Annotated in this window: 22 protein-coding genes, 2 pseudogenes and 1 other annotated feature; of the genes and pseudogenes, 1 reads left to right on the forward strand and 23 read right to left on the reverse strand. The window is 48.3% G+C overall.

The annotated features are described in order from the left end of the window. Positions 1 to 132: 132 nt before the first annotated feature. The 13 genes and pseudogenes from GKG43_RS15845 to rplM form a co-directional block, all read right to left on the reverse strand. A pseudogene (locus tag GKG43_RS15845) lies at positions 133 to 478 on the reverse strand (TnpV protein). After that, complete coding sequence (locus GKG43_RS23730) at positions 475 to 2361, reverse strand: recombinase family protein (protein WP_009256555.1); 1887 nt, start codon at positions 2359 to 2361, stop codon at positions 475 to 477. Before GKG43_RS23730 ends, GKG43_RS15845 begins: the two are co-directional and overlap by 4 nt. Positions 2362 to 2448: 87 nt before the next feature. Next, positions 2449 to 3468 (reverse strand): annotated as a pseudogene (locus GKG43_RS23735) (type IV secretory system conjugative DNA transfer family protein); the annotation flags it as partial. Beyond that, on the reverse strand, positions 3465 to 3965 hold the full coding sequence (locus GKG43_RS15855) for a PcfB family protein (protein ID WP_129879333.1): 501 nt from the start codon (positions 3963 to 3965) through the stop codon (positions 3465 to 3467). The pseudogene GKG43_RS23735 and the gene GKG43_RS15855, both read right to left, overlap by 4 nt. 100 nt (positions 3966 to 4065) lie before the next feature. After that, positions 4066 to 4377, reverse strand: a complete 312-nt coding sequence (locus GKG43_RS15860) for a DUF5720 family protein (RefSeq protein WP_002587404.1) — start codon at positions 4375 to 4377, stop codon at positions 4066 to 4068. Further along, on the reverse strand, positions 4370 to 4732 hold the full coding sequence (locus GKG43_RS15865) for a hypothetical protein (RefSeq protein ID WP_129879334.1): 363 nt from the start codon (positions 4730 to 4732) through the stop codon (positions 4370 to 4372). The genes GKG43_RS15860 and GKG43_RS15865 overlap by 8 nt, the downstream gene beginning before the upstream one ends. A 47-nt stretch (positions 4733 to 4779) precedes the next feature. Then, positions 4780 to 5658 (reverse strand): DUF6017 domain-containing protein, encoded by an 879-nt coding sequence (locus GKG43_RS15870; protein ID WP_129879335.1) that lies wholly within the window; start codon positions 5656 to 5658, stop codon positions 4780 to 4782. 68 nt (positions 5659 to 5726) lie between these two features. Beyond that, positions 5727 to 5918 carry a hypothetical protein gene (locus GKG43_RS23400; RefSeq protein ID WP_002587401.1) on the reverse strand — a complete coding sequence of 64 codons (192 nt, stop codon included), beginning with the start codon at positions 5916 to 5918 and terminating at the stop codon, positions 5727 to 5729. A 23-nt stretch (positions 5919 to 5941) separates the two neighbouring features. Next, positions 5942 to 6217, reverse strand: coding sequence for a DUF5720 family protein (locus tag GKG43_RS15880; RefSeq protein WP_129879336.1), 276 nt, complete (start codon positions 6215 to 6217; stop codon positions 5942 to 5944). A gap of 12 nt (positions 6218 to 6229) precedes the next feature. Further along, positions 6230 to 7156 carry a ParB/RepB/Spo0J family partition protein gene (locus GKG43_RS15885; RefSeq protein ID WP_129879337.1) on the reverse strand — a complete coding sequence of 309 codons (927 nt, stop codon included), beginning with the start codon at positions 7154 to 7156 and terminating at the stop codon, positions 6230 to 6232. Further along, positions 7113 to 7934 carry a ParA family protein gene (locus tag GKG43_RS15890; protein ID WP_002587398.1) on the reverse strand — a complete coding sequence of 274 codons (822 nt, stop codon included), beginning with the start codon at positions 7932 to 7934 and terminating at the stop codon, positions 7113 to 7115. Before GKG43_RS15890 ends, GKG43_RS15885 begins: the two co-directional genes overlap by 44 nt. Before the next feature lie 459 nt (positions 7935 to 8393). Continuing rightward, the gene (rpsI, locus tag GKG43_RS15895) at positions 8394 to 8786 is read right to left on the reverse strand and encodes a 30S ribosomal protein S9 (RefSeq protein WP_025656163.1); all 393 of its coding nucleotides are present in this window, start codon (positions 8784 to 8786) and stop codon (positions 8394 to 8396) included. Positions 8787 to 8812: 26 nt separating this feature from the next. Next, positions 8813 to 9241 (reverse strand): 50S ribosomal protein L13, encoded by a 429-nt coding sequence (gene rplM, locus GKG43_RS15900; protein WP_025656162.1) that lies wholly within the window; start codon positions 9239 to 9241, stop codon positions 8813 to 8815. 262 nt (positions 9242 to 9503) lie between these two features. On the opposite strand from rplM, the gene GKG43_RS15905 reads away from it, so the two are divergent. Beyond that, positions 9504 to 10814, forward strand: a complete 1311-nt coding sequence (locus GKG43_RS15905) for an alpha-amylase family glycosyl hydrolase (protein WP_129879338.1) — start codon at positions 9504 to 9506, stop codon at positions 10812 to 10814. Positions 10815 to 10945: 131 nt separating this feature from the next. On the opposite strand, the gene GKG43_RS15910 is transcribed toward GKG43_RS15905, so the two are convergent. The 10 genes from GKG43_RS15910 to nagB all read right to left on the reverse strand — a co-directional run bounded on the left by GKG43_RS15910 (position 10946) and on the right by nagB (position 22482). Beyond that, a complete protein-coding gene (locus GKG43_RS15910; protein WP_050640861.1) occupies positions 10946 to 11455 on the reverse strand; it encodes a flavin reductase family protein in 510 nt (169 codons plus the stop codon). Between the two features lie 50 nt (positions 11456 to 11505). After that, positions 11506 to 12729, reverse strand: coding sequence for a tyrosine--tRNA ligase (gene tyrS / locus GKG43_RS15915; RefSeq protein ID WP_050640396.1), 1224 nt, complete (start codon positions 12727 to 12729; stop codon positions 11506 to 11508). A 105-nt stretch (positions 12730 to 12834) separates the two neighbouring features. Next, positions 12835 to 13158 (reverse strand) — a binding site (T-box leader). Between the two features lie 219 nt (positions 13159 to 13377). Continuing rightward, positions 13378 to 14526 carry a double-cubane-cluster-containing anaerobic reductase gene (locus GKG43_RS15920; RefSeq protein ID WP_129879339.1) on the reverse strand — a complete coding sequence of 383 codons (1149 nt, stop codon included), beginning with the start codon at positions 14524 to 14526 and terminating at the stop codon, positions 13378 to 13380. A gap of 18 nt (positions 14527 to 14544) precedes the next feature. Continuing rightward, on the reverse strand, positions 14545 to 15312 hold the full coding sequence (locus tag GKG43_RS15925) for an acyl-CoA dehydratase activase (RefSeq protein WP_129879340.1): 768 nt from the start codon (positions 15310 to 15312) through the stop codon (positions 14545 to 14547). A gap of 951 nt (positions 15313 to 16263) precedes the next feature. Next, complete coding sequence (gene nagE, locus GKG43_RS15930) at positions 16264 to 17703, reverse strand: N-acetylglucosamine-specific PTS transporter subunit IIBC (protein ID WP_055154695.1); 1440 nt, start codon at positions 17701 to 17703, stop codon at positions 16264 to 16266. 92 nt (positions 17704 to 17795) lie between these two features. Further along, positions 17796 to 18281: a PTS glucose transporter subunit IIA gene (locus GKG43_RS15935; protein WP_050640400.1), complete on the reverse strand. Its 486-nt coding sequence runs from the start codon at positions 18279 to 18281 to the stop codon at positions 17796 to 17798. A gap of 14 nt (positions 18282 to 18295) precedes the next feature. Then, on the reverse strand, positions 18296 to 19132 hold the full coding sequence (locus tag GKG43_RS15940) for a PRD domain-containing protein (protein WP_050640401.1): 837 nt from the start codon (positions 19130 to 19132) through the stop codon (positions 18296 to 18298). Positions 19133 to 19503: 371 nt separating this feature from the next. After that, entirely contained in the window at positions 19504 to 20544 is a 1041-nt protein-coding gene (locus tag GKG43_RS15945) for a hypothetical protein (RefSeq protein WP_055154694.1), read from the reverse strand. Then, positions 20541 to 21659, reverse strand: coding sequence for an N-acetylglucosamine-6-phosphate deacetylase (nagA, locus tag GKG43_RS15950; protein ID WP_055154693.1), 1119 nt, complete (start codon positions 21657 to 21659; stop codon positions 20541 to 20543). Before nagA ends, GKG43_RS15945 begins: the two co-directional genes overlap by 4 nt. Positions 21660 to 21750: 91 nt before the next feature. After that, the gene (nagB, locus tag GKG43_RS15955; protein WP_055154692.1) at positions 21751 to 22482 is read right to left on the reverse strand and encodes a glucosamine-6-phosphate deaminase; all 732 of its coding nucleotides are present in this window, start codon (positions 22480 to 22482) and stop codon (positions 21751 to 21753) included. Positions 22483 to 22919: the final 437 nt, after the last annotated feature.

Here is a 22919-nt window from a genome sequence, read left to right on the forward strand (position 1 = left end):
CCATATTCTCCTTTATAAATTTGTTGCTCAATTTCGTGTTCAAATTATACCATAAAACTTGTGAACAATTCTACCTCAACTTTTGTGAGATATGAGAAAAGTCCGAACAGTTTTCTGCCCGGACTTCCTCGCTCAATCATAAATCAATTCCGCTTTCACAACTTCCTCTGCCTGTGCCTTGCAAGCGTTCATCTGCCGTACCCACTCCATCTGATTTTCGGCTTTCAGCTGTTCGGTCACGCCGTTTTGCTCTGCCAGTGACCGCACGATCAGCTCTATTCGGTTTCGTGCCGCTTCGTCAATCTCGGCGCAATGCTCAAAAAGCTTATCTGATAACACCAGCTCATTGAACAGTATCGGACGGTGCATTTTCCAGATACGCCTTGCGAAGTCTGCCGTAGTGTCCGAGGGGCTTGGTCTTGCGGATAACGATGTTCGGGATAAGGTAATCTCCGTTCTGTGTGTAAGTGATATTCATGCTGTTTGTACTCCTTTCATCGGCTCTCTCTGCGGTAAACTGCTGACAGGGACGAACACTCCCTTTGCAATGTCCTCCGCACGAATGGCGGCTTTCTTGGCTTCGATTTCCGCCTTTTTCCGCTTCTTGATTTTGTCCTCGTATCGCTTCTGCGCTCCGCTGGCTTTCCGCTTCAAGTAGTTCTGATGAAGCCTGTCCTTGCGTTCCTCACGCTTGCGGATTTCCTCTAATTCTTCCGGGGTCAGCTCAACTTCTCCAAACGCCGGGGGAACAAATCGCCCGACAAAATTGAAGTAAATCTCGACCTCCTGTGTGGTCTGTATACTGCCTTTGCGGTCACGCTCATGCACAAGGATTTTCTCGATAAACTCGTTGAGCATGGCAATGGTCAGCTTGTCGAAGTTCTCATATTTGTCAATCAGAGCGATAAAACGGTCAGCGTCCTTTTCATGCTTCTCATAGCTCTTGACTGCCTTTTCCAGAACAGAGATTTCAGCGGTAAGCTCGGTCTGTTCCTTTTCGTATTGAGCGTCCAGAGTGGCGTATCTGCTGTCGGACAGCTTGCCTAAAATGTTATCCTCATAGATTTTGCAGAGCAGGACTTCCAGCTCGGAAACTCTCTGCTTTGCTGTGGCAAGGCGTGTCCGCTGTTTCCTGACCTCTGTGGTCTGCTGGCTGGACTGCGCTTCCTGCACCACACGGACAAACTCGGCTCTGTCATGCTTCGCATACTCGGCAATGGCTTTCAGCATTTCAGAGACAAGGGACAGTACCACATCTTCATTGATACGGTGCTGGGTCTTGCAGAGCGTTCCGCAAGGAACTTTGGTGTACTGTGAGCAGGTGTATTGAGAAATGCGCTTGCCGTTATTGGTGCGGTGGACATACATCTTGCCGCCGCAATCGGCACAATAGAGCAAGCCCGTGAGGGGAGCTGCTTCGCCCCAGCCGTCCGGGTAGCGTCTGACATTCCCACGGATTTTCTGCACAAGGTCAAAGGTCTGCTGGTCAATGATAGGATCATGGGTATTCTCGAAAATTGTCCATTCGTCCTCCGGAACATAATGGCTTTTCTTGTCCTTGAAGTGCTTTCGGGTCTTGAAGTTGATGGTGTGTCCCAGATACTCACGCTTTTCAAGAATGTTGCAGATGGTGGAAGAACCCCAACCGTACACATCTTTGAAAGTCTTGTTTTTGTTCACGCCCTCGCCGTGCCGGGCAAGGTAAGCGGACGGAATGAGGACTTTTTCTTCTTTCAGCTTGCTGGCGATCTGATACGGACCGTAGCCGTCAATCGTCATGGAAAAGATGCGCTTGACCACCTCTGCGGCTTCGGGGTCAACCAGCCATTGGTCTCTGGCTTCGTTCCAGAGATAGCCGTAAATGACCGTGCCTGTGAGGTGCTTGCCGGACTTGCCTTTGGACTGGAAAGTGGAACGGATTTTACGGCTGGTGTCTCTGGCATAATACTCGTTCATGATGTTGCGGAAAGGGGTAAAATCATCGTCCCCTCTGGCACTGTCCACGCCGTCATTGATGGCGATAAGGCGAACGCCACGCTGACGCAGGATTTCCATAATCTGACCGACTTTCAGATAGTCACGACCCATGCGGCTCATGTCCTTGATACACAGGTACTCCACATTCCCGGCTTCCACTTCTTTCATCATTGCCAAAAATCCGGGACGGTCAAAGCAAGTACCACTAATGCCATCGTCCGTGAAATGGACAATGTTTGTAAAGCCCTGCCGGGCGGCGAACTCTTCCAACATAGCTTTTTGATTGGAAATGGAATTGCTCTCACGCTGTTGGTCATCATCTTTGCCAAAGTCATCACGGCTCAATCGTTCGTACAGAGCTGTGATTTTCTCGTTTTTTCTCATAGCTTGCGCTCCTTTCTTCGGTTTTAGGTTGTGTGTTCTAAGAGACTTCCCAACCGATTGATTAAGAAGTCTTTTAGAGCATACAACACCAGCAGCCAGCTTATATTTTTTGTACTGGCGCACGGCGAAGTGGTTGGGGTTCTCTGCCTCCAGGGCGTCAAACATCAGGTCAACAGGATTTTTGAACTCCTCGTCATCCTCTCGAACCTCCATCGCGTTAATGAACTCAATGAGAGTGGAGAAATTCTGTTCCTCCACCGGAGCTTCATAATGGATATACCCAATAAGGGCGCAATACAGTAGCGTCTCCGCCTTGACCCAAAAATCGTCCCCGGCCTTGCCCTCTCCCTTCGTATTCGCAATTAAGGTCGTTACCAGCTTCAAGATGTCCTTTTCACTGTGAATGTACGAAAAAGGATTGTAGTGCATCGACTTTTTGAAGTTGATGGTATTCAAAACCTTGATTCGATACGATTCATAAATGACCTTACCATGCTTGTTTTTCAGGGGCTTTCCGTCCTTGCCCAACTTTGGCGTTCCTCGCTGAAGCATCTTTCCGCACTCGACTAAAATAGTTCCCTTAGGATCGGTCACGACGTAGGAACTGTGCATTTGCATGAGATTGGGTTTAAGCCAGAAACGGGTTTTACCGGAACCGGAGCCACCAATTACCAGCACATTTTTATTCCTTGCCGTTTTCGGGTCTTTCGGGCGGCTGCTCATGGTCAGGCTTTCGGTTTTGGTCAGAATCACATTGTTCTGGAATACCGGGTCAATGTAGGGCGCGATGTCCTCATGGGTGCCCCAGCGGGCGGAGCCATACTCCATACCGCGCCGGTACTTCTTGGCGTTCTTGCTCTTGAGATAGACCGCCAGCCACAGGCCAGCACCGCAGCACAGCCCCACCAACAAATCCATAGGGTGCAGGCTGGGCCAGAAGCTTTGTAGCGCCCCAGGCAAAGCGGAGAAGAACGAGAGCAGTTTTTGAGAAGCGTCTACCCCCACAGCCAACCGCCACGCTTCACCGAAATTAGTGGCGAACAGCCCCATCAACAGATAGGGCAGATTCAGCAAAACGAGCTTTTTGATGTTGGGTTGCTTTTTCATCGTTCCAGCTCCTTTCGCTTGGTTCGATCCACAACGGCATTCTTCACCAGCTCCTTGAACTGCTTCAGCTTTGTCAGCACAGACGGGCGCTCCGTTTTCTCAGTCTTTTTGACCTTTTTGCCGGTGTACTCGGTAAATGCAGCGGTCAGCGCATCGGCATCCCGACCTTTGAAGAAGATCAGATACTTGGGCGGGGAACAACTGCGATCCTTTTTTACCGCATAATCCACCCCATATTTCCGGGCGATTTTTTCAAACTCCTTGATGGAGGGATCAGTAATCTCGATATTAGAAACACCCTGATTTTGACCTATAAGCTCTTTGACGGTCTGCTTACCGTGGGGAATGACAGGCGCATCCCGGCTTTTCTGCTTTTGCAGTTTTTTCTCTTTGAGATGGGCCATGTACTTGGTAACGGCGGCTTTGAGCAGCCTGCCGGTAAACTTTGTGCCGCTGACAACCAGCGTTAAAGTCCTGTTTTCTACTTCCTCCTGCATGGGTCATCGCCTCCTTTCCATGTTTTTTTGCAGGGGTGGCACATTGGCACTAAGGCGGGACCACCAGCCGCCGTAAATATTTTTTCATAGGGAACCTCCGTCAGCGCGGCTGATCGGAGCGATCATAGTACAGATTTCCCTGACGCACTTTGGCATGGCTGAGAATTTTGATATGCCCTTTCTCCTGGCTCTCAAGACTTTTCTGGTAGCCGTTATCCGTCAGAAACAGGCGGGTACGCTCGCCCTTCCAGCCGACAGGGGAATCATGGGAAAGCACATCGAAAATAATCATGTGCCGGGTGTCCTCGGCAAATCGTTCCAAGTCCATATACCCATGACCATGGTAATTCTGCGCTCCGGCTTTGAGCCGCATTTCCTCCATCAGCTGGCCTATGGTCTTATGCTCAGGCATGGTGTCCACCTCCTTTTCCACGTCCCTGACCCTTCACGGTGAGAATACCGTCCAAGGTAGTAGCTGTGATCCGCAGACGCTCGGCGGTGGCAATGTCATTTTTCATCGTCTCGTCGATGCCGTGACCGCAGACCACCAGCACATGAGAACGGCGGAGGTAATCACGCGCCATATCCATGCCGTCCTTGTGTTCCTGGGGAATTTCGTCCTTGAGGAAGGTGGGCAGAAACAGTACCGGACAGACCGGCGAATATCCGGCGTCATATACCTGGCGGCAATAGTTGGCGGCATTCTCGGCATTTTCATACTGGCTGCTGCTCCAGGGAGCTGTGATGTAAGCAAGGGGTCGTTTCATGGCAAAATCCTTTCTCCCGGCCTTTCCGGGCAGCAAAAAACGGCTGTTTACCAGCCGCCTGCGTACATATCGTGATTGACCTGCGAGGTGTAGTGGTTGTTGATGGTGGTGGGTGCGTTAAACAGCACCGTCAGCAGGTATTGCTTCATGTTGCGAATTTCCGTGGTATTTTTCTTCAAACAGTCCATGACAAACTCGATATGGGAGCTGTCCAGCTTCAAAAACCGGGAACGCACGACCTCGTGAGGGAAGTCGCTGCCAGCGATCCGGGTGGTTTTTCGTTTGGCACAGACGGTCTCCACCATCAGCTCCACAATTTCATCCAGATCATCCCGATAGGTTCCATACTGCTGCTTGATGCAGTCATACTCGATGTTCTCTAAAATCACCTCCCGATAACTCTCTATCTCTGCAAGAGACATCGCATCCCTTCCTTTCCGTTCCGGCGGTCCTGCCGCCGCTGTTTCCCGGAAGGGAATGGAATCGGTACTTGATCCATGAGTAATTGATTTTTGAGTATTTGATTTCTCTATATTTAATTCTGCGGGCTTTTCCGTATCCGGTTTATCCAGATACGGGTTTTCCGTACCTGGTGAAGCCGTATCCGGTTGGGGCATATCTGGCTGCTTGGGCTGAGGCTGTTCATAAATCACATACTCAGTATCGCTGATACGACCATAACGGTCGCGTAGCTGGTGGCGCACGATATAACCGGCAGACTCCAGTTCCCGCAGCGCGCCGCCGATGGCGTCCACACCTTCTTTGCAGATTTTCGCAAGACCACGGGTGGTGTAGTTCCAGTCATCAGGCAGGGACAGCATCATGGAAAGCAGTCCTTTTGCTTTCAGGGACAATTTTTCGTTACGCAGGTGGTGGTTGCTCATTACCGTATAATCACGGGTTCTTTCAATCCGAAATACCGCCATTTCTTCACTCCTCTCTGATTTTGGGCATAAAAAAACCACAATCTTTCTTGAAAAAAGACTGTGGTGGTTCAGATGTTCTTCTTGTTCTTCCGGGGCCGGTAAGGGCGCTTGGGCATCAGCGGCTGGTCGAACAACGATTTATGCTCCGAAAACGGGAGGGCTTGCAAAACCCGGTCAATCTCGACGGATTCCATATCATGCTGTGATTGGCATTTTTCTCGAATCGCATTTTTAATGCTCTGAACAGTACACATATTCATTCCTTTCCTCTCATGGGGTGTGTTTACGGGTGACGTTTCTTTTTCGGCTTAAAATCGAGGATATGCCCCTCAACTACACGGGCGTACCGCTTGATTTTGATTTCCCGGCGCTGCTGGCTGGCAAGGGCGGCCTGATACCCGTCCTCTGTGAGAAACAACCGCATCTCATCACCAGGACTGCCGTAGGCGGTACGGGGATGCTGAACACTAAACTCAAGCATCCAGCGGGTGTTATCCTGAAAACGCTCAACGGCGAGAATGTTATGTCCTTTTAGCTCTCTGGCTGCAATATCCCTCATAGGCGGCTCCTTTCATCGTTCCTGATCTCTCTGGCGCTTGCGCTGCCATGCCTCCAACAGCTTAATAATGGTCTCCTGCATCCGTTGGGGTGTATAGCTCTTGGGAAAATACTTCCGCAGGGTATCGGAGGTAAGCGTTACCTTATCAAGCTCACTTTTCTTCTCCTCGCTCATAATGGCGCGCATCACATCAATGGACAGATGCCCCTCCTGACTAAATTTCTTGAGCCGTTGAGCCTGAGAAAGAGAAGGAGTAGCCTGTTCGCTGTCCATCGCATCCAAAAGGTCTACCTGTTCTTCCTTCTTGAGAAAGGATAATTCATACGCCGGGTTAAAGGCGATTTTTTTCTCATCCACCATATCCAGCAGTTCAGGGATCAGCTCCGTCAGGCGAATAAATCTCTTAATCTGTGATTTGCTATCTGGACTGTTCTCTGCGATTTTCTCTGCCGCAGTCAACTTCGGCCCAACTTGGGCCGAAGTTAAATCTGTCCTAGCTCCTTGATGTTTCATGGCATCCAGCTTCATCTTGTAGGCAAATGCTCTTTCACTGGGGAGCAGACTTTCCCTCTGTAAGTTGCTGTCAACCATAATAATCGTGGCGGCATCATCGTCCAGATCACGCACAATGACCGGCATGGTCTCCTTTTCGGCCAACTCACTGGCCCGGTGCCGCCTGTGTCCGGCAACCAGCTCATACCCTCCGTTGGGGTCTGGGCGGGCAATCGCAGGAACCAGCACACCATACTGCCGGATGCTGTCTGCGGTTTCCATCATAGCCTCGTCATCCTTGACTTTGAATGGATGGTTCTGAAATGGATGCAGCTCAGACAGCGGAATTTCCATGACCCTTTCCCGCTGGGCGTCGGCACGGCTCTCCTCAGTGGAGAATAAATCATCTACCGATGCCAGCTCTACTTTTTTCGCGCTGCTTTTCAAGTTTCATCACCTCCTGCGTCAGATTTTTGTAGCCCTCGGCCACCTTGCCGCCGGGGTCATGGGCAAAGATGCTTTTCCCCTCGGCGCTGGTCTCCTTTGCCCGGACAGAGTGGGGAATCTCTGTAGCGAATACTTTAATTTTGCTGCCATAGGTCTCCCGCAGCAGGGCGGCGATCTCCTTGGCAAAGTTGGTACGATTGTCTACCATCGTCAGCAAGATACCGTCAATCTGGAGCTTGGGGTTGATTTGCCGCTTGACCTTGCTCACCGTGGAAAGTAACTGCTCCAGCCCTTTGGCGGGCAGATACTCTGCCTGAACGGGGATTATGATCCTGTTGGCGGCAGCCAGCGCATTGACCGTGAGCATCCCCAGGGAGGGCTGACAATCAATCAGGATATGGGAATATTGCCCCTTCAGCGTGTCCAGATATTGCCGCAGGATGGTCTCACGGCTCATGGCGTTCACCAGCGATACCTCCATACCGGACAGCTGGATGTCGGCGGGCATCAGATCCACACCCTCCGGGTGATGCAGGATGCCCTCGCCGGGGTGAATCGGCTGATCGGTCAGGATGCGCCCCATTGCATCAGAGAGCGTAAAGGGCAGTTTATCCGGCTGGGGATGGCCCAAGCAGATGGTAAGGCTGCCTTGCGGGTCCCCGTCGATCAGCAGCACCTTTCGTCCGGCCTGCGCCAGCCCTATTCCTAAGTTCGCACAGGTCGTTGTCTTGCCAACGCCGCCTTTCTGGTTGGCGATGGCAATGATTTGCGTGTTCATGGACTTCACCTCATTTCTGAATGTTGATATTTCTTCTGGAAATAGAAAAAGCCGCCACTTCAAAAATGAAAAGTGACGGCTCTTTCTAATCCCGGAAAGCCAAAAGCGCCCAGCAGAAAAAGCTGAGCGCTCGGCATTAAATTTATTCTGTTTTGTTCAAATTAGGTCAAATCATCTCAAACTAACCAAACGAAAAACGCACCAGGAAGGAGCTGTAAAACCACCCTTCCAGACAGCAAAAATCAGCCTGCGGTTGTCCTATTTTTTAACCACTTGGCCCTCTTTTTACCCCCATTTTTGCCGGTTGTCCTATATTTAACCATTAAAAATTGGGTGAAAATGGCTCTCGTTATATCAAATCAAGTCAAACCATATCAGACCCTATGGGTATAAGAAAACCCCGGAAAACCTTGATTTTCCGGGGTTTTTGAACCATTTTGATACGGTTTGAACAGCTGATTATCTCTTGCTGAACTGAGGTGCACGACGTGCAGCCTTGAGACCGTATTTCTTACGTTCTTTCATACGTGGATCACGTGTCAGGTAACCAGCTGACTTCAGAATCGGTCTGTAGTCCGGATCTGCTTCAAGAAGTGCTCTTGAAATACCATGACGGATTGCTCCTGCCTGTCCTGTGTATCCGCCTCCATGTACGTTAACCAGTACATCGAATTTGTCGCTTGTTGATGTTGCTACAAGCGGCTGGCGAACAACGACCTTCAAAGTCTCCAGTCCTAAATAATCGTCAATGTCTCTTTTATTTATAGTGATCTTACCTGTTCCAGGTACAAGATATACTCTTGCGATAGATTTTTTTCTTCTTCCTGTTCCGTAATATTTTGCGTTAGCCACTGTAATGTCCTCCTTTCAACCTTTCCTTAAAATGTTAATACTTCTGGTTTCTGAGCCTGCTGTTTGTGCTCTGGGCCAGCGTATACATGAAGTTTGTTCATCATCGTTCTACCTAAAGGTCCTTTTGGAAGCATTCCTTTTACAGCCAGTTCAATGACCTGCTCCGGCTTCTTGTCCATCATCTCTGCCAGTGTAGTCTCTCTCATGCCGCCTACATATTCAGAGTGGTTATAATATATCTTCTGCTGTAACTTCTTACCTGTTACCTTTACCTTCTCTGCATTTACAACTACTACGTAGTCGCCTGTATCAACATGTGGTGTGAATTCTGGTTTGTTCTTACCTCTTAAAACTTTTGCAATCTCAGATGCAAGGCGTCCTAAAGTACATCCTTCAGCGTCAACCACATACCATTTTCTTTCAATCTTGTCTGGGTTAGCCATATAAGTCTTCATGGGTGTTCCTCCTATCATAATCATATCATATAACTTAACTTGCTTAATCTTTTATATGAAATCAGCGCACTCCGGGGCTTTGGTGTATGCTGTTTCTCCTTTTTTCATGCTGTTCTATTATAGTATGTTAACACCACGTTGTCAACATTTTTTTTATTTTATGTACTATTAAAATGCATTATTTTTACCCGGATTTATGATATACTAAAATAGTATACTTATTATACAAACATAATAAAATTTTAGAAAGCAGGTGGAATTTATGTGGGCTTATAATGAAACTTTCTATCAGATATATCCGATTGGATTTTGTGACGCCCCAGTACATAATGACGGTATCACAGTACCCCGTATACGTAAGATTGCTGAGTGGGGAGGATATCTCCAGGAGCTTGGGATAGGATCCATTATACTGAATCCGATATTTGAATCCGATAATCACGGATATGATACCCGGGATTTTAAAAAAGTAGACTGCCGTCTCGGCACGAATGAAGATTTTAAATACGTATGTGAAACGCTTCACTCCCATGATGTCAAAATCATGCTGGATGGGGTATTTAACCATGTAGGCCGCGGTTTTTGGGCATTTCAGGATGTACAGGAAAAGAAATGGGAATCTCCGTACAAGGACTGGTTTCTCATTAATTTTGACGGCAACAGCGGTTATAACGATGGCTTTTGGTATGAGGGCTGGGAAGGCCATTTCGAGCTGGTAAAGCTGAATCTGCAGAACCCGGCAGTCACAGATTACCTGCTGGATTGTGTCCGATTCTGGATGGAAGAATTCGGCATTGACGGACTGCGCCTCGATGTTGCATACAGCCTGGACTACAACTTTATGAGACGTCTCCGCGCATTCTGCGAAGAGCTCAAACCTGGATTTGCCCTGATTGGAGAAGTGCTCTTTGGCGACTATAATCTGATCGTCAATGACCAAATGCTGCACAGCTGTACCAATTATGAATGCTACAAGGGCATCTATTCCAGCTTTAACAGCATGAATCTCTTTGAAATCGCCCACTCACTCAACCGCCAGTACGGCCCGGAACAGTGGTGCATATACAGGGGCAAGCATTTGATGAACTTCGTAGATAATCACGATGTTACCCGAATTGCCAGTATTTTAACGAATAAAGAACATATCATCCCCGCCTATGGCATCCTATTCGGCATGCCAGGCATCCCATGCCTCTATTATGGAAGCGAATGGGGAGAGGAGGGGATAAAGGCCCCGGACAACGATTACGCTCTGCGCCCTTCATTCGAAGAGCCGAAGCCGAACAAACTAACCGATTTTATCCGCACCCTGATCGAACTCCGCAGAGAAAGCGATGCCCTCTGTAACGGCGGATACCATAACGTAGTCATCACAAACCATCAGCTGATCTTTGAGCGGAAATCAGAAAAAGAAAAAATCCTGGCAGCAATCAACGCCTCTGCTTCCGACTTCACCGCAGAAAACGGAGAACTGCAGGGAGATTATACCGATGTCATAACAGGAAAAGAAGGAACACTAAACGGAAGACTTGATATGAAACCTTATAGTGTGCAGTATTTAAGGATTGAGTAGAGGAGGGGCGCCGTGCATCTATCCCCGATCCACCGCCCCCGTCTTTGTGCTCCTCCCCCGGAGGAGCATAATATCCCGGGCAGATGCGCCAGCTTTACGAAATCAGGGAAGCGTCCCCATCCCCCCTCACATTATGCTTCCTTCACAAGCACTTTAAGGATTTCCGCCATGTACATGGTGTGATAGTCTTTCCCCGGGTAGCATCTTGAATCATTTTCTTTCTCATCAAAATGTTCTGATGACATATCCTGATGATATTGTTTTTTGCAGACGAGTATCATATTTGCTTCCTCGAATGCGGTTGTTCCGTCCGTATAGTAAGGCGTCAGCCCTGCCTCTGCTTCTTTGTCACAGTCTTTTCCGGACTTGCTGCCGCAGATGTTCAATGCTTTTCTGTATGATTCGTCGTAGAAGGACAGCGTAAACAGCTCATTGGCATCCACAAATTCTTTTGTGTAACGCTGCGGGCGGATGTAGACGCTCACTACGTTTTTTCCCCACATAATTCCCATACCGCCCCAGCTGGCAGTCATGGTGTTGTGTTTCTCTTCATCCCCGGCGGTTACGAGCATCCACTCTTTCCCAATCTTTGTAAATGGATTAAACTGCAATTCTTCTGCAGATACTTCTTTAAATCCCATCATCGATTACCTCCTGTATTTGTATTATATTATTTTTACTCGGGTTCTGCTTATTTTAATACCACTTTACGGAAGTTCTTTTTACCCTTTTTCAGTATTACACCTTCTCCGGACAATGCATCTGCTGTAAATGACGCATGGATGTCTGTGACTTTTTCTCCGTCCACAGCGACCCCGCCCTGTTCTACCGCGCGTCTCGCCTCTGATTTGGAGGAAACAAGGCCGCTCTTCAAAAGCAGAGTGAGAATATCGGCAGCATTCTCTGTCAGATCCTCTGCCGTCAGTTCTGCCGTCGGCATTTCCGCCGCATTTCCCTGGCTGAAGAGGGCTCTTGCACTTTCCTGCGCCTTGTCCGCCTCCTCTTTGCCGTGTATCATCTGAGTCAGTTCGTACGCCAGTATTTCTTTTGCTTTGTTTAGCTGACTGCCTTCCCACGAATCCATTGCGTCAATTTGTTCCAGAGGCAGAAACGTAAGCATACGGATGCACTTCAATACATCGGCGTCCGCAATGTTTCTCCAGTACTGGTAGAACTCGAACGGAGAGGTCTTGTTTGGATCGAGCCATACGGCGCCCGACTGGGTTTTCCCCATTTTCTTTCCCTCTGAGTTCAAAAGCAGGGTAATGGTCATGGCGCTTGCATCTTTTCCAAGTTTTCTGCGGATGAGTTCTGTTCCCGCAAGCATATTTCCCCACTGGTCATCCCCGCCAAACTGCAGATTGCAGCCGTATTTCTGGTATAAAGCGTAAAAATCATATGCCTGCATAATCATATAGTTGAATTCCAGGAAGGTCAGCCCCTTCTCCATTCTCTGCTTATAGCACTCCGCAGCAAGCATCCGGTTTACGCTGAAATGAGACCCGACTTCCCGCAGAACTTCGATATAATTCAAGTCCAGAAGCCAGTCAGCATTATTTACCATCATTGCTTTTCCTTCAGAAAAATCGATGAAATTACTCATCTGTTTTTTGAAGCAGTCACAATTGTGCTGAATTATTTCCGGCGTCATCATCTGGCGCATATCGGATCTTCCGGATGGGTCACCGATCATCCCCGTACCGCCCCCGATCAGAGCAATGGGCTTATTTCCCGCCATCTGCAGGCGTTTCATCAGGCAGAGCGCCATGAAATGTCCTACATGGAGGCTGTCTGCCGTGGGATCGAATCCGATATAAAATGTAGCCTTCCCATTATTAATTAATTCAGAAATCAGTTTTTCATCCGTTACCTGGGCAATCAGCCCTCTGGCCTGTAATTCTTCATACAGTGTCATTTTTACATTCATCCTTTCTTTCGCTGTTCTGATAATAAGCGTGCGGGCGAAGAATCAGATGCATTCTTGTGCGCTCCGCATTTCACGCAAAAAGAGCCCTCCATCCAAAAGGACGAGGGCTCATAAAACTCGTGGTACCACCTTTATTCGCAGACGATTCGCATCCCCTGCCTCAGTGAGTATATCCTGCACACCTAGAGTCCGCTTGATCCGACCTGCATATTGTGCATAATTACTCAGTGCAATAACGTGCACCACCCCGTCACAGCCTACTTGCATATCCGCCCGCTATGCAACGGATAACGCCAATGCTTTTGGTGTGAAGCTCCGAGATGTATTCATAACCAACCGTATCACGCGCCTCTCATCAGCCGGCAGCTTTCTGTTTTCTCCGAATCAGCTATTACTTGTTCTCTTCATCGCTTTTTTCATATCTGTTGCAATCTTATCTTATTCTTCTGAATTTGTCAAGGCGAAAATTTGAGTTTGGAGGGCGTGAAATAAGATATCATTTTCTCTTTTTCGTACCGCCAAGCGAATCCATACGCCGTCCTCATCATGAAGCTCCCCTGGTTGACGACCTTATCTTCCGATTGGATGCACTCAGCAAAATGAAGGGATCGCTGCCAGCCTTCGAAGGGCACACACTTAAAGCATTTCAATAAATGCTGCCAGCCTTGTATTGAGCTGTCCAAGGTCAGCCATAGAATAATCTGTCTCCACACTGATATAAGGCTTTCCCTTTCCGTTTACAAATTTGCGTATCCCCATGGATTCCACGCTGTATGTATGACAGGCCTGCAGGATCACTTCAACCACGCCGTCTACTTTAAACTCTTCCATAAGCCGTCCCAAAAGTTCCAGACGGTTTGGATTCGGAGTCATAACGGAACATCCGATATCCAGATATCTTCTGGCAAGCGCCTCATAGATATCCTCGGCTTCTTCATCTACCAGCCGGTCAAATGACTTTGCTCCTGCACAGTTTTCAAAAGAAACCACCACGCCTCCATTTTCCTCGATGGAGCTGATCACCTTCTCTGTGGCGCCGCCGATCGGACAGCCTGTTACAAGAAGTCTCGGCTTCCTTCCTACATTCCTGCCTTCCCCATATTCTCTTTTGATCTTTTCCGTCAGCGCATCCACTTCTCCCGGGATTGCTTTTTTATCAAACTTAAAGGTACTGCCATACATAACATGAAACAGATCCTGCCCGCTGATGGGCGCCGGATCATTTGCCATCACACTGTACAGCCCCTTTATGGATCTTCTGACCTCATTCATAACCCGCACGGCTTCTCTTAGCTTTTCATTCGTTATTTTAACTTCAAATTTTTCCTCCAGATATTCCTTCACGCGGATGATTTCATTCTTCCACAGCCTGAGCCCGTCTTCTGACTGGCGGTTTGGAAGTTCCATCAGATAGACCGGTTTAATTTCCGACATATACTCATACATCTTTTTCTTACCGTCACAGGTAGTCTCACCCACAACCACATCTGAAAAATAGAAAAACGGACATTTGTCGGTCTTTGCAAATCCATAACTGGACTTGATCAGCGGACACAGATTTTTCGGCAGATCTTTTTCCGCCTCGGAAATGGTCTCGTCAGATGTGGAACAAAGCCCTACAACCGCCGCCCCCATAGCCATGGCGATCTCCTGAGGAAAATAGGTACAGTAAACCCCAACCACAGGTATCCCCTTTTCCTTCAGCTCTTTAATTCCCAGAAAAGATTTCTGCCGCTGTTCCGCAAATTCCACAAATACGTCCGGTAAATTTTTGATTAATTCCATGCTATACTCCTCCTTAAACTACGCTCTCTCTGCCTTTTCTTCCGCCAGATACGATGCACCCAGCGCCCCCGCATACCGCCCCTGTTTCGTCGGCTCCACGGTTATTCCCAGTTTTTTAGTAAGCCGGGAAGCAAAATACTCACTGTGGCTCAGCCCACCCGTCAGAATCACTTTCCCCGAAAGGTTCTGCCGCTGCGCAAGCTGTGCAACTTTCCCGGCTACAGAATCAACAACGCCGGCCGCAATATCCTCCCGGGCTTTTCCCGCCCCAATATAGCTGATTACCTCCGACTCCGCAAACACCGTACAGAGAGAGCTGATAGGCAGAGCCGTCCCCTGGGCAGCTAATTCAAACAATTCATCCAGCGCTATCCCCAGCCGGTTAGCCATAATCTCCAGAAACTTGCCCGTTCCTGCCGAGCATTTATCATTCATAAGAAAATCTGTCACGGCTCCATTTTGAATCCGGATCACTTTTGTATCCTGTCCGCCCACATCAACCACCGTACATTCATCTCCGGCCAGCACGCGCCCGCCCCGGCCGTGGCAGGTAATCTCCGTGATCACATAATCCGCAAAATCCACAGAAATCCGCCCATACCCCGTTGCTGCGGTCACCGTATCGGCAGCGCCCACATCAATCCCCTCTTCTCTCAGGCGGGCCTGAATCACCCCCGCCGTCTCCCGTCCGCTCCATCCGGTGGGCATCACAAACTGCTGCTCCTTCTCCCCCCGCACCACCACCTTGGATGCGGTGGACCCAATATCAATTCCAACATAATTCATCCTAAAAACTCCTGTCTTCATACTCTCCTACTAATGCTATCATGTCCTTCCATAAAAGTCATATCGCTTTTTCGTATGTATGGGGGGATTTATTGATGAGGGCGATGAAGGGGGGACGCCTGACTGGGGAGGGGATTGTGCGGCGGCGGGGGAGCCTGCAGTGCGATTTCTGGCAGCTTTCCGTTTGTCAAGAAACACTAAATAAAAACCATGCCGGATTTGAGGATTCCCCGGCATTCACCCCGCAATCTTGATGATTGCGCGGCTCAGGCCGGGTAAAATGCTGCTTTGGAAAGCAGCATTTTATCCTCAAATCCGGCATGGTTTTTATTAAGTGTTTCTAAGACGCACTCTATGCTCTCAGAAATCGCACTGTAGGCTCCCCCGCCGCCGCACAATCCCCTCCCCAGTCAGGCTGACGCATCAAGGCGGCAGATAAATTCCCCCTTACGGGGGAACTTAGGACGGGGGCAGTGTATCGAATTGAATTGATTACGCGAATAGCCACCAGCACGCAGATCAAGCTTTTATTATTCCCACCACTACCAGCTCTGTTCCAAAGAACGTGCTTAAGTCATTCACTATAATCAATTCAATTCGATCCACTGCCCCCGTCCAGGTTCCCTTCCGGGAGACGATGGTCTTATTTCCGGCTGGATGAGCCAGCTGCGCGGAATTGAAATATACCTGTTCCGGATGCTCCTTTAGGGCATTAGTGCCGCTTCATCAAAATCGGAGCCGGCATGTGAACTGCCTCCAGGCCCACAAGGCCTGGCGGCAAGCCGACCCGAAGTGAGAATTCATCAGAATTCTCGCAAGTGTCGGCGGTGTTCAGCATGCCGGCTCCGATTTTGATTAGCGGCACTTATGCCCTAATTCCGCATCCGGAACAGGCATATTTCAATTCCGCGCAGCGTCCCCATACCATCCAATACCCACCGTCACCAAAACCTACTGACAGAGTTTCTTGAATTCGTCGGCTACGAATTGTACTTTTGTTCCTATGATGACCTGAACAGCATTTTTGCTTGGCCTGATTACGCCTGCCACACCTGCTGATTTGATCTTCTTTTCGTTTACTGCTGTGTAATCTTTGATTTCAAGACGAAGTCTTGTGATACAGTTGTCAACGGATGTAACGTTTTCCTTGCCGCCTACGCCTTCCAGAATGATTTTCGCAATTTCTGTGAAGTTATCATTGGAAAGCTGTACTTTTGCTTCATCTATATCGTCGTCCTCACGTCCCGGTGTTTTCAGGTTGAACTTCACAATGACGATTCTGAATACAATGTAGTAAACAACAGCTACAACGAGTCCGATCGGGATCAGGTACAGCGGGTTCTCTGCGAATGGAGCTTTAAAGCTCAGGAACCAGTCTACGAAGCCTGCGCTGAAGTTGAAGCCTGCACGTACCGGCAGCAGGGCTACAATTGCCATAGAAATACCTGTTAACAGGGCGTGGATTGCGTAAAGTGCCGGTGCAAGGAACATGAATGCGAATTCCAGAGGCTCGGTAACACCTGTGAAGAAGGAAGATAATGCCGCTGCCATTAACAGACCTGCCGCAACTTTCTTCTTGTTTTCTTTTGCTGTGTGGTACATAGCCAGTGCAGCTGCCGGAAGACCGAACATCATTACCGGGAAGAACCCTGACATATACATACCTGTCTGACCTAAGATACCGCCCTCCATTGTACCCCAGAACTTACCGATATCATTGATACCTGCAACATCAAACCAGAATACGGAGTTCAGCGCGTGGTGCAGGCCGAACGGAATCAGCAGTCTGTTGAAGAAGCCGTAAATACCTGCTCCGATTGCACCTGTGCTCATAATAGCCTCGCCAAATGCTACGAGTGCTCCATAAATTACCGGCCATACAAAGTACAGAATGATAGTTGCTACGAGAGAAGCGCCTGCCGTTACAATCGCAACACACCTCTTGCCGCTGAAGAATGACAGCGCATCCGGTAATTTGGTTGACTTAAATTTGTTGTAGCATGCCGCACCAATCAGACCGCAGAGAATACCGATAAACTGTGTCTGTGTCTTTCCAAATGCAGCAGGAACAACTGCCTCTTCCACACCTTTAAACATTGCAACAACGGATGTGGATAACAGCGTTGTAACCATCAGCCATGAAACAAGACCTGCAAGGCCGGCCGTACCGTCGTTGTCATCAGACATACCAACAGCAACACCGATTGCAAACAGAATCGCCATATTGTCGATCAAAGCTCCCCCAGCTTTCAGCAAGAATGCTGCGACAATGTTGTTGGCTCCCCAGCCTGACGGGTCAATCCAATAACCAATTCCCATCAGAATAGCCGCTACCGGAAGACATGCAACCGGAAGCATCAAGGATTTGCCTAGTCTTTGTAAATACTTCATGTTTTTCCTCCTTCTTGAATCCCTTTGATTGATATAATCCCTTTTATTTTAAACCGGCGCTCTGCCGGATAAAATACGCCCCGCTATGCGGCTTATTTTTCTTCCACAGAAAGAACGTCGTCGCCTGCTGCTACCTGTTTGCCAGCCATTGCCTCCACAGATGCATAGTCTCCGGTGTTGCAGATCAGCATCGGAGTTATGATATCGTATCCGGCTGCTTTTACTTTCTCCAGATCCACCGTCAGAAGAAGGTCGCCTTTTTTCACTTTGTCACCGGCTTTCACATGACCCTCAAAACCTTCTCCCTTCATCTTCACCGTATCGAGGCCTACATGGATCAGAACCTCTGCGCCATACTCTGTTGTCAGGCTGACAGCATGAAGTGTGTCGAATACCATTCCGATTTCACCATCGGCCGGTGCATAGATTTTTCCCTCTGAGGGAATCACTGCAACGCCTTTACCGAGAATCTCCTCGGCGAATGTAGGATCATTTACCTCTTTAATCGATACAGCCCTGCCCGCTGCAGGCGCTCCCAACATATGCTTAGAATCTTTTTTCTTTAAAAAATGAAACATCTTTCTTCCTCCTTTTATTCTTCTGCCATCGTGACTCTCCGGATATGGATGGCCAGATACATGATTTCTTCTCCAGATATCTTACTGTTTGTTGCATCTTCTATATAATCTGCAACTTTTCTGCTGCACGCATATTCTCTTGGATATTTGGTCATCATCATCTCCGCCAGCTCGCTTTCCTCATTGGGGAGCAATTCTTTTCGATATACCCTCTGTAGAAGGAACTTCACGTGAGTGACAAATCTTTCATAGTGGAGCGAGTCTTCATCAAATTCCATATCCAGTTCACTCTTGACAATATCGAGTATGTCTTTCATCAGATTAGGAAAGTTCAGGGCGTCCCTGATGTCCGTTCCGTACTCTGCATTTACAAAATGAAGCGCTATGAAACCGGCCTCGTCATCCGGCAGTGCAATATGAAGTCTCTCCCAGATCATATCCACCGCATATTTCCCCAGCTGGTACTCCTGCTGGTAAAATCTTTTAATCTCCCAGAGAAGCGCATTTTCAGGTTTGATCCCCTGCGTAAACCGTTCAATTGCAAAATTGATATGGTCTGTCAGTGTCACGTATATGCTCTGGTTCAGCTTTAATTTGAGGTGCTTCTTCGCATGAGAGATAATGTCGTTCGATATCTGCGCATGTTCCAGAGGCATATTTGCAAGCAGCTCCTTGAACTGATCCGCTAAACTCTGGCTCTTGATGCGGAAGATTTTTTCAATCTTCTGCTCCGCCACCTCCCGCCCGGGCTTTGTGCCAAAACCTATGCCGCGGCCCATAATGACAACTTCTTTTCCCGTATCATCATAGGCGGAAACTATGTTATTATTTATAACCTTTTCAATTACCATAATAGCCCTGCATTCCTTTTTAACAAATTTTCTGCTTACCTGTTTATTGTTGCCAGTTTTTTCAGATTACTATTAGGTTCTCATAAGACATTTCTGGAAGAAATCCCTTGGAAAACTAGTCTGCATTGTAACTGTTTGGAGCAGATACGGCGGACTTTACAAAACAAAAAAACCAAACCCTATAAACGTGATCTTTTGATCCGCTTATAAAATCTGGTTTTGCCTGCCAAACAGTAACAATCCATTACTATTCATTTGATGTGTAAACTATAACAAAATTATTCACAGTTGTCAACCGTTCGCAGTGAAGTAATTTATAATTTGGTTATAATGTTTATATTTTTTTAATATTTTCGTGCAAATCTACCAAATCAATCGTATGTGAAGTATTCCACAAATTTCATATGATTCATGGCTTCCTGCTGCGTCAGATACTTTTGGTCTCCCAGGTCGGAGCCTTTTGCCCCGCTGGCATCCACATAGATTGTCTGCCCGTTCATATCTACTGCACAGAATACATAACTCTGCTGGATACTCCGGCTTTTATTCCACATCCCAAGCACAACATGTGATTCCATTCCGGCCCTGCCGCATAATTCGGACAAGATCTTTGCGTAACCCAGCGAAGTCGCTTTATTCCTGGTAACTGCAGAGAGGCTGTTATAAATGTATACACCGTCAAACACTTCCGCCATCGAAGAGACAGAGGATGCTTCCTCCTCTATACCTGACGCAAAGGATATATTCTCATCCAGCCAGGACAAAAAATAATCCACCGTCTTTTTCTCCCCATAATCTGCCGGAAGCCCTTTCATAATGCTGTCCAGAATCTCCTCTGTTTCATTCTGCGTCTGTATGATCTCCGAGACCTTTTCCTCCGAGTTCACCGACAGGCCTTCCTGAACCGCCGCCAGATTCTGCACCTTTCCGTCTTCCCCGTATTCGCCTGCCCGGTTAATCCCCTCTGCACAGGATAAGAACAGAATGGCTTTACGAATCACCTTGTCTTTCACTGTCGTCAGGTCGGATTCTTTATATTTCACATAGATGTCGTCTTCCGTCATAGGAATGTCATAGAAGCCGTAAAAATAATTGTATCCTTCATCTTCCAGCGCCGTCGTTACCCGCAGGTATTCCGGCCCGCTCATAGCCTCCGGAAATGTCACCACTCCGCCCTCCATACGGTCGAGCTTTTCTCTCATCAGATCATATACTGCCGCTTCTTTTGCCGTCAGCTGGTCATAGTAGAACGTGGATACCACTTCACCGCTATTACGCGGCTCATCCTTCAGCTTTGTCGCCGTGGCATTAGAAAGTGTAACCTGCCGCTGCCAGTAAGCCAGAATCACAAGAAATATAATCGCTAACCCGGCAATAAAGACCGCCTTCTGATGCTTTCGGATAAAATTCATGCCTGTTTTCTCCCATTTACATAAACAGCTCTTACATTCAGATCCTGATCTAAAAGAACTAAATCCGCCGCTTTTCCTGGTGTAATACTGCCGCATATATCATAGATGCCGATTTCTTTTGCCGGATTCATGGTTGCACATGCAACCGCATCCTCCAACGGAATCTCCATCTGCTGCACTGCCACTTTCAGACAGCCCATCAGATCCGTGGCCGAACCTGCTATTGTACCGTCTGCAAGGGTTGCTTTCGGTCCTTTTACATACACATCCTGGCCGCCCAGGGTGTACTCTCCATCCGTCAGCCCTGTTGCCCGCATACTGTCACTGATCAGAATGACCCGCTCCGCGCCGAACATGGCAAATGTGGCGCGCACTACAGAAGGATGGATATGAACTCCGTCACAGATCAGTTCCACATGGCAGTCCGCATCATCCCTGGCCGCGCCAATAACTCCCGGATCACGGTGGCTGAGTGGCGGCATCGCATTGTAGAGATGTGTAATATGGCTTGCGCCCTTTTCCAAAGCCTCGGACGCAGTATCGTAATCCGCTGTGGTATGCGCAATCGATACTACCACTTCATCCTTTACTTTCTCTATAAACTCCATTGCCCCGTCATTCTCCGGCGCAATGTCTACCAGCTTAATCAGCCCGCCGGACTCTTTCTGAAGCTGATCAAACAATGCCTTATCACAGTTACGGATATATTCTGCTGCCTGGGCCCCTTTTTTCTTCTCGCTAATAAACGGCCCTTCCATGTTAATGCCTACCAGCTTCGCACCGCTTCCGCCTTCGTAAGAGGCCGCTGTCTTCATGATCTTATGAAGCTCTTCCTCGGCCAGGGTCATTGTCGCAGGACAGATTGAAGTGACACCGATGGACGCCTCATATTCAGCCATATGCTTTATTGCATCCAGACTTGCATCGCAGAAGTCGTCTCCCACACAGCCGTGAAAATGAATATCCACGAGTCCCGGGATGGCAAAACAGCCCTCTCCGTCGATCACTTCACTTCCGCCTTCTCCAGGAGCAGCGAACTTATCACCGTTTATCACGACCTCGCCCGGAGTAAATGTCTGATCTTCTCCGAAAACATGAACATTTTTAATAATCATATTAACCTTCTTTCTTCCCCGCCCGCAATGCCCGGCCGCTGTACTTCCAGGTACTGTGTCTGCAGCGCCGGCCTGCTGCCGGCATTGTAAGCTATCTTGGGATCTTAGATAATGCTGCTGCGTCTGCAACAACCGTAACATCGGGATGCATCTGCAGAATGGATGCCGGAACTGCCGGTGTTACATCGCCGTAGAATGCCTTGGCAACAATCTCCGCCTTATCCTCTCCGCTTGCTACTACCAGAATCTTTCTTGCGCGCATTATGGTCCCGATACCCATAGTATACGCCTGTCTCGGCACATCATCCGCAGATGCGAAGAAACGTTTATTTGCTTCGATTGTGCTTTCTGTCAGATCCACACAGTGGGTCTCTTTGTCAAACACTTCCGCCGGTTCATTGAACCCGATATGCCCATTGTGTCCAAGGCCCAGAAGCTGTAAATCCACCCCGCCTAATGATGCAATCAGTTCTTCATATCTTCTGCATTCTTTGCCGGAGTCCGGTTCCATGCCGTTTGGTACATTGGTGCGCACCGGATCAATATTGATACGGTCAAACAGATGTTTATGCATGAAATAGTAATAGCTCTGGTCATTTTCTCTGTCAAGTCCTTTATATTCATCCAGGTTCGCCGTGGATACTCCTGAAAAATCCAGGTCTCCTGCCTCGTACATCTCCACCAGACGGTCATATGCGCCGATCGGTGTAGATCCTGTTGCCAGCCCCAGTACGCATTCCGGCTTCAGAACAACCTGTGCGGCAATGATACCTGCTGCCTTTCTGCTCATATCCGCATAGTCTTTTGCTTCGATAATTCTCATAGTTTTTTCCTCCACTATCACTTATTTGATTCCGGTTCTATTATATACCGCTGCCTGCTTTCTGCACAAGCAGGAACTCAAAAATTAGAGTTTCGATTTCGAAACACACGCCCCCGGCGGCCGCATAGCGGTATCTGCCGCTTACGCCGCAGTGCGCATCCCGCCGGGAGGGCTTTTCATATCATAGAAAAGTGCTGGGCACTTTCCTGCATATATGAAAAAACCAGACTTTCAGAGTATAAAGGTAGCCCTTATCCTCGGAAAATCTGGTTTTGCCTTCTTTGAGTAACAACCCAGTCTTTTAGATTACCCTTATACTAACAAACTGCTGACCGGTTGTCAAGCAGATTATCGTGAACTGATTGCGTAAATTTACCTTCGGAAATAATGGTGTAGAGTTCACCCATGATGTACTGATAAAGTATCAGACAATGACT

The organism is Eubacterium sp. BIOML-A2, from assembly GCF_009680135.1.
Classification (GTDB): Bacteria; Bacillota; Clostridia; order Lachnospirales; family Lachnospiraceae; genus Faecalicatena; species Faecalicatena contortus_B.

Coding starts and splice junctions, on each gene's coding strand:
- GKG43_RS23730 (WP_009256555.1), bottom strand. CDS start 2,361: ATGAGAAAAAACGAGAAAATCACAGCTCTGTACGAACGATTGAGCCGT.
- GKG43_RS15855 (WP_129879333.1), bottom strand. CDS start 3,965: ATGCAGGAGGAAGTAGAAAACAGGACTTTAACGCTGGTTGTCAGCGGC.
- GKG43_RS15860 (WP_002587404.1), bottom strand. CDS start 4,377: ATGCCTGAGCATAAGACCATAGGCCAGCTGATGGAGGAAATGCGGCTC.
- GKG43_RS15865 (WP_129879334.1), bottom strand. CDS start 4,732: ATGAAACGACCCCTTGCTTACATCACAGCTCCCTGGAGCAGCAGCCAG.
- GKG43_RS15870 (WP_129879335.1), bottom strand. CDS start 5,658: ATGGCGGTATTTCGGATTGAAAGAACCCGTGATTATACGGTAATGAGC.
- GKG43_RS23400 (WP_002587401.1), bottom strand. CDS start 5,918: ATGAATATGTGTACTGTTCAGAGCATTAAAAATGCGATTCGAGAAAAA.
- GKG43_RS15880 (WP_129879336.1), bottom strand. CDS start 6,217: ATGAGGGATATTGCAGCCAGAGAGCTAAAAGGACATAACATTCTCGCC.
- GKG43_RS15890 (WP_002587398.1), bottom strand. CDS start 7,934: ATGAACACGCAAATCATTGCCATCGCCAACCAGAAAGGCGGCGTTGGC.
- rplM (WP_025656162.1), bottom strand. CDS start 9,241: ATGAAGACTTATATGGCTAACCCAGACAAGATTGAAAGAAAATGGTAT.
- GKG43_RS15905 (WP_129879338.1), top strand. CDS start 9,504: ATGTGGGCTTATAATGAAACTTTCTATCAGATATATCCGATTGGATTT.
- GKG43_RS15910 (WP_050640861.1), bottom strand. CDS start 11,455: ATGGGATTTAAAGAAGTATCTGCAGAAGAATTGCAGTTTAATCCATTT.
- tyrS (WP_050640396.1), bottom strand. CDS start 12,729: ATGACACTGTATGAAGAATTACAGGCCAGAGGGCTGATTGCCCAGGTA.
- GKG43_RS15920 (WP_129879339.1), bottom strand. CDS start 14,526: ATGGAATTAATCAAAAATTTACCGGACGTATTTGTGGAATTTGCGGAA.
- GKG43_RS15925 (WP_129879340.1), bottom strand. CDS start 15,312: ATGAATTATGTTGGAATTGATATTGGGTCCACCGCATCCAAGGTGGTG.
- nagE (WP_055154695.1), bottom strand. CDS start 17,703: ATGAAGTATTTACAAAGACTAGGCAAATCCTTGATGCTTCCGGTTGCA.
- GKG43_RS15935 (WP_050640400.1), bottom strand. CDS start 18,281: ATGTTTCATTTTTTAAAGAAAAAAGATTCTAAGCATATGTTGGGAGCG.
- GKG43_RS15940 (WP_050640401.1), bottom strand. CDS start 19,132: ATGGTAATTGAAAAGGTTATAAATAATAACATAGTTTCCGCCTATGAT.
- GKG43_RS15945 (WP_055154694.1), bottom strand. CDS start 20,544: ATGAATTTTATCCGAAAGCATCAGAAGGCGGTCTTTATTGCCGGGTTA.
- nagA (WP_055154693.1), bottom strand. CDS start 21,659: ATGATTATTAAAAATGTTCATGTTTTCGGAGAAGATCAGACATTTACT.
- nagB (WP_055154692.1), bottom strand. CDS start 22,482: ATGAGAATTATCGAAGCAAAAGACTATGCGGATATGAGCAGAAAGGCA.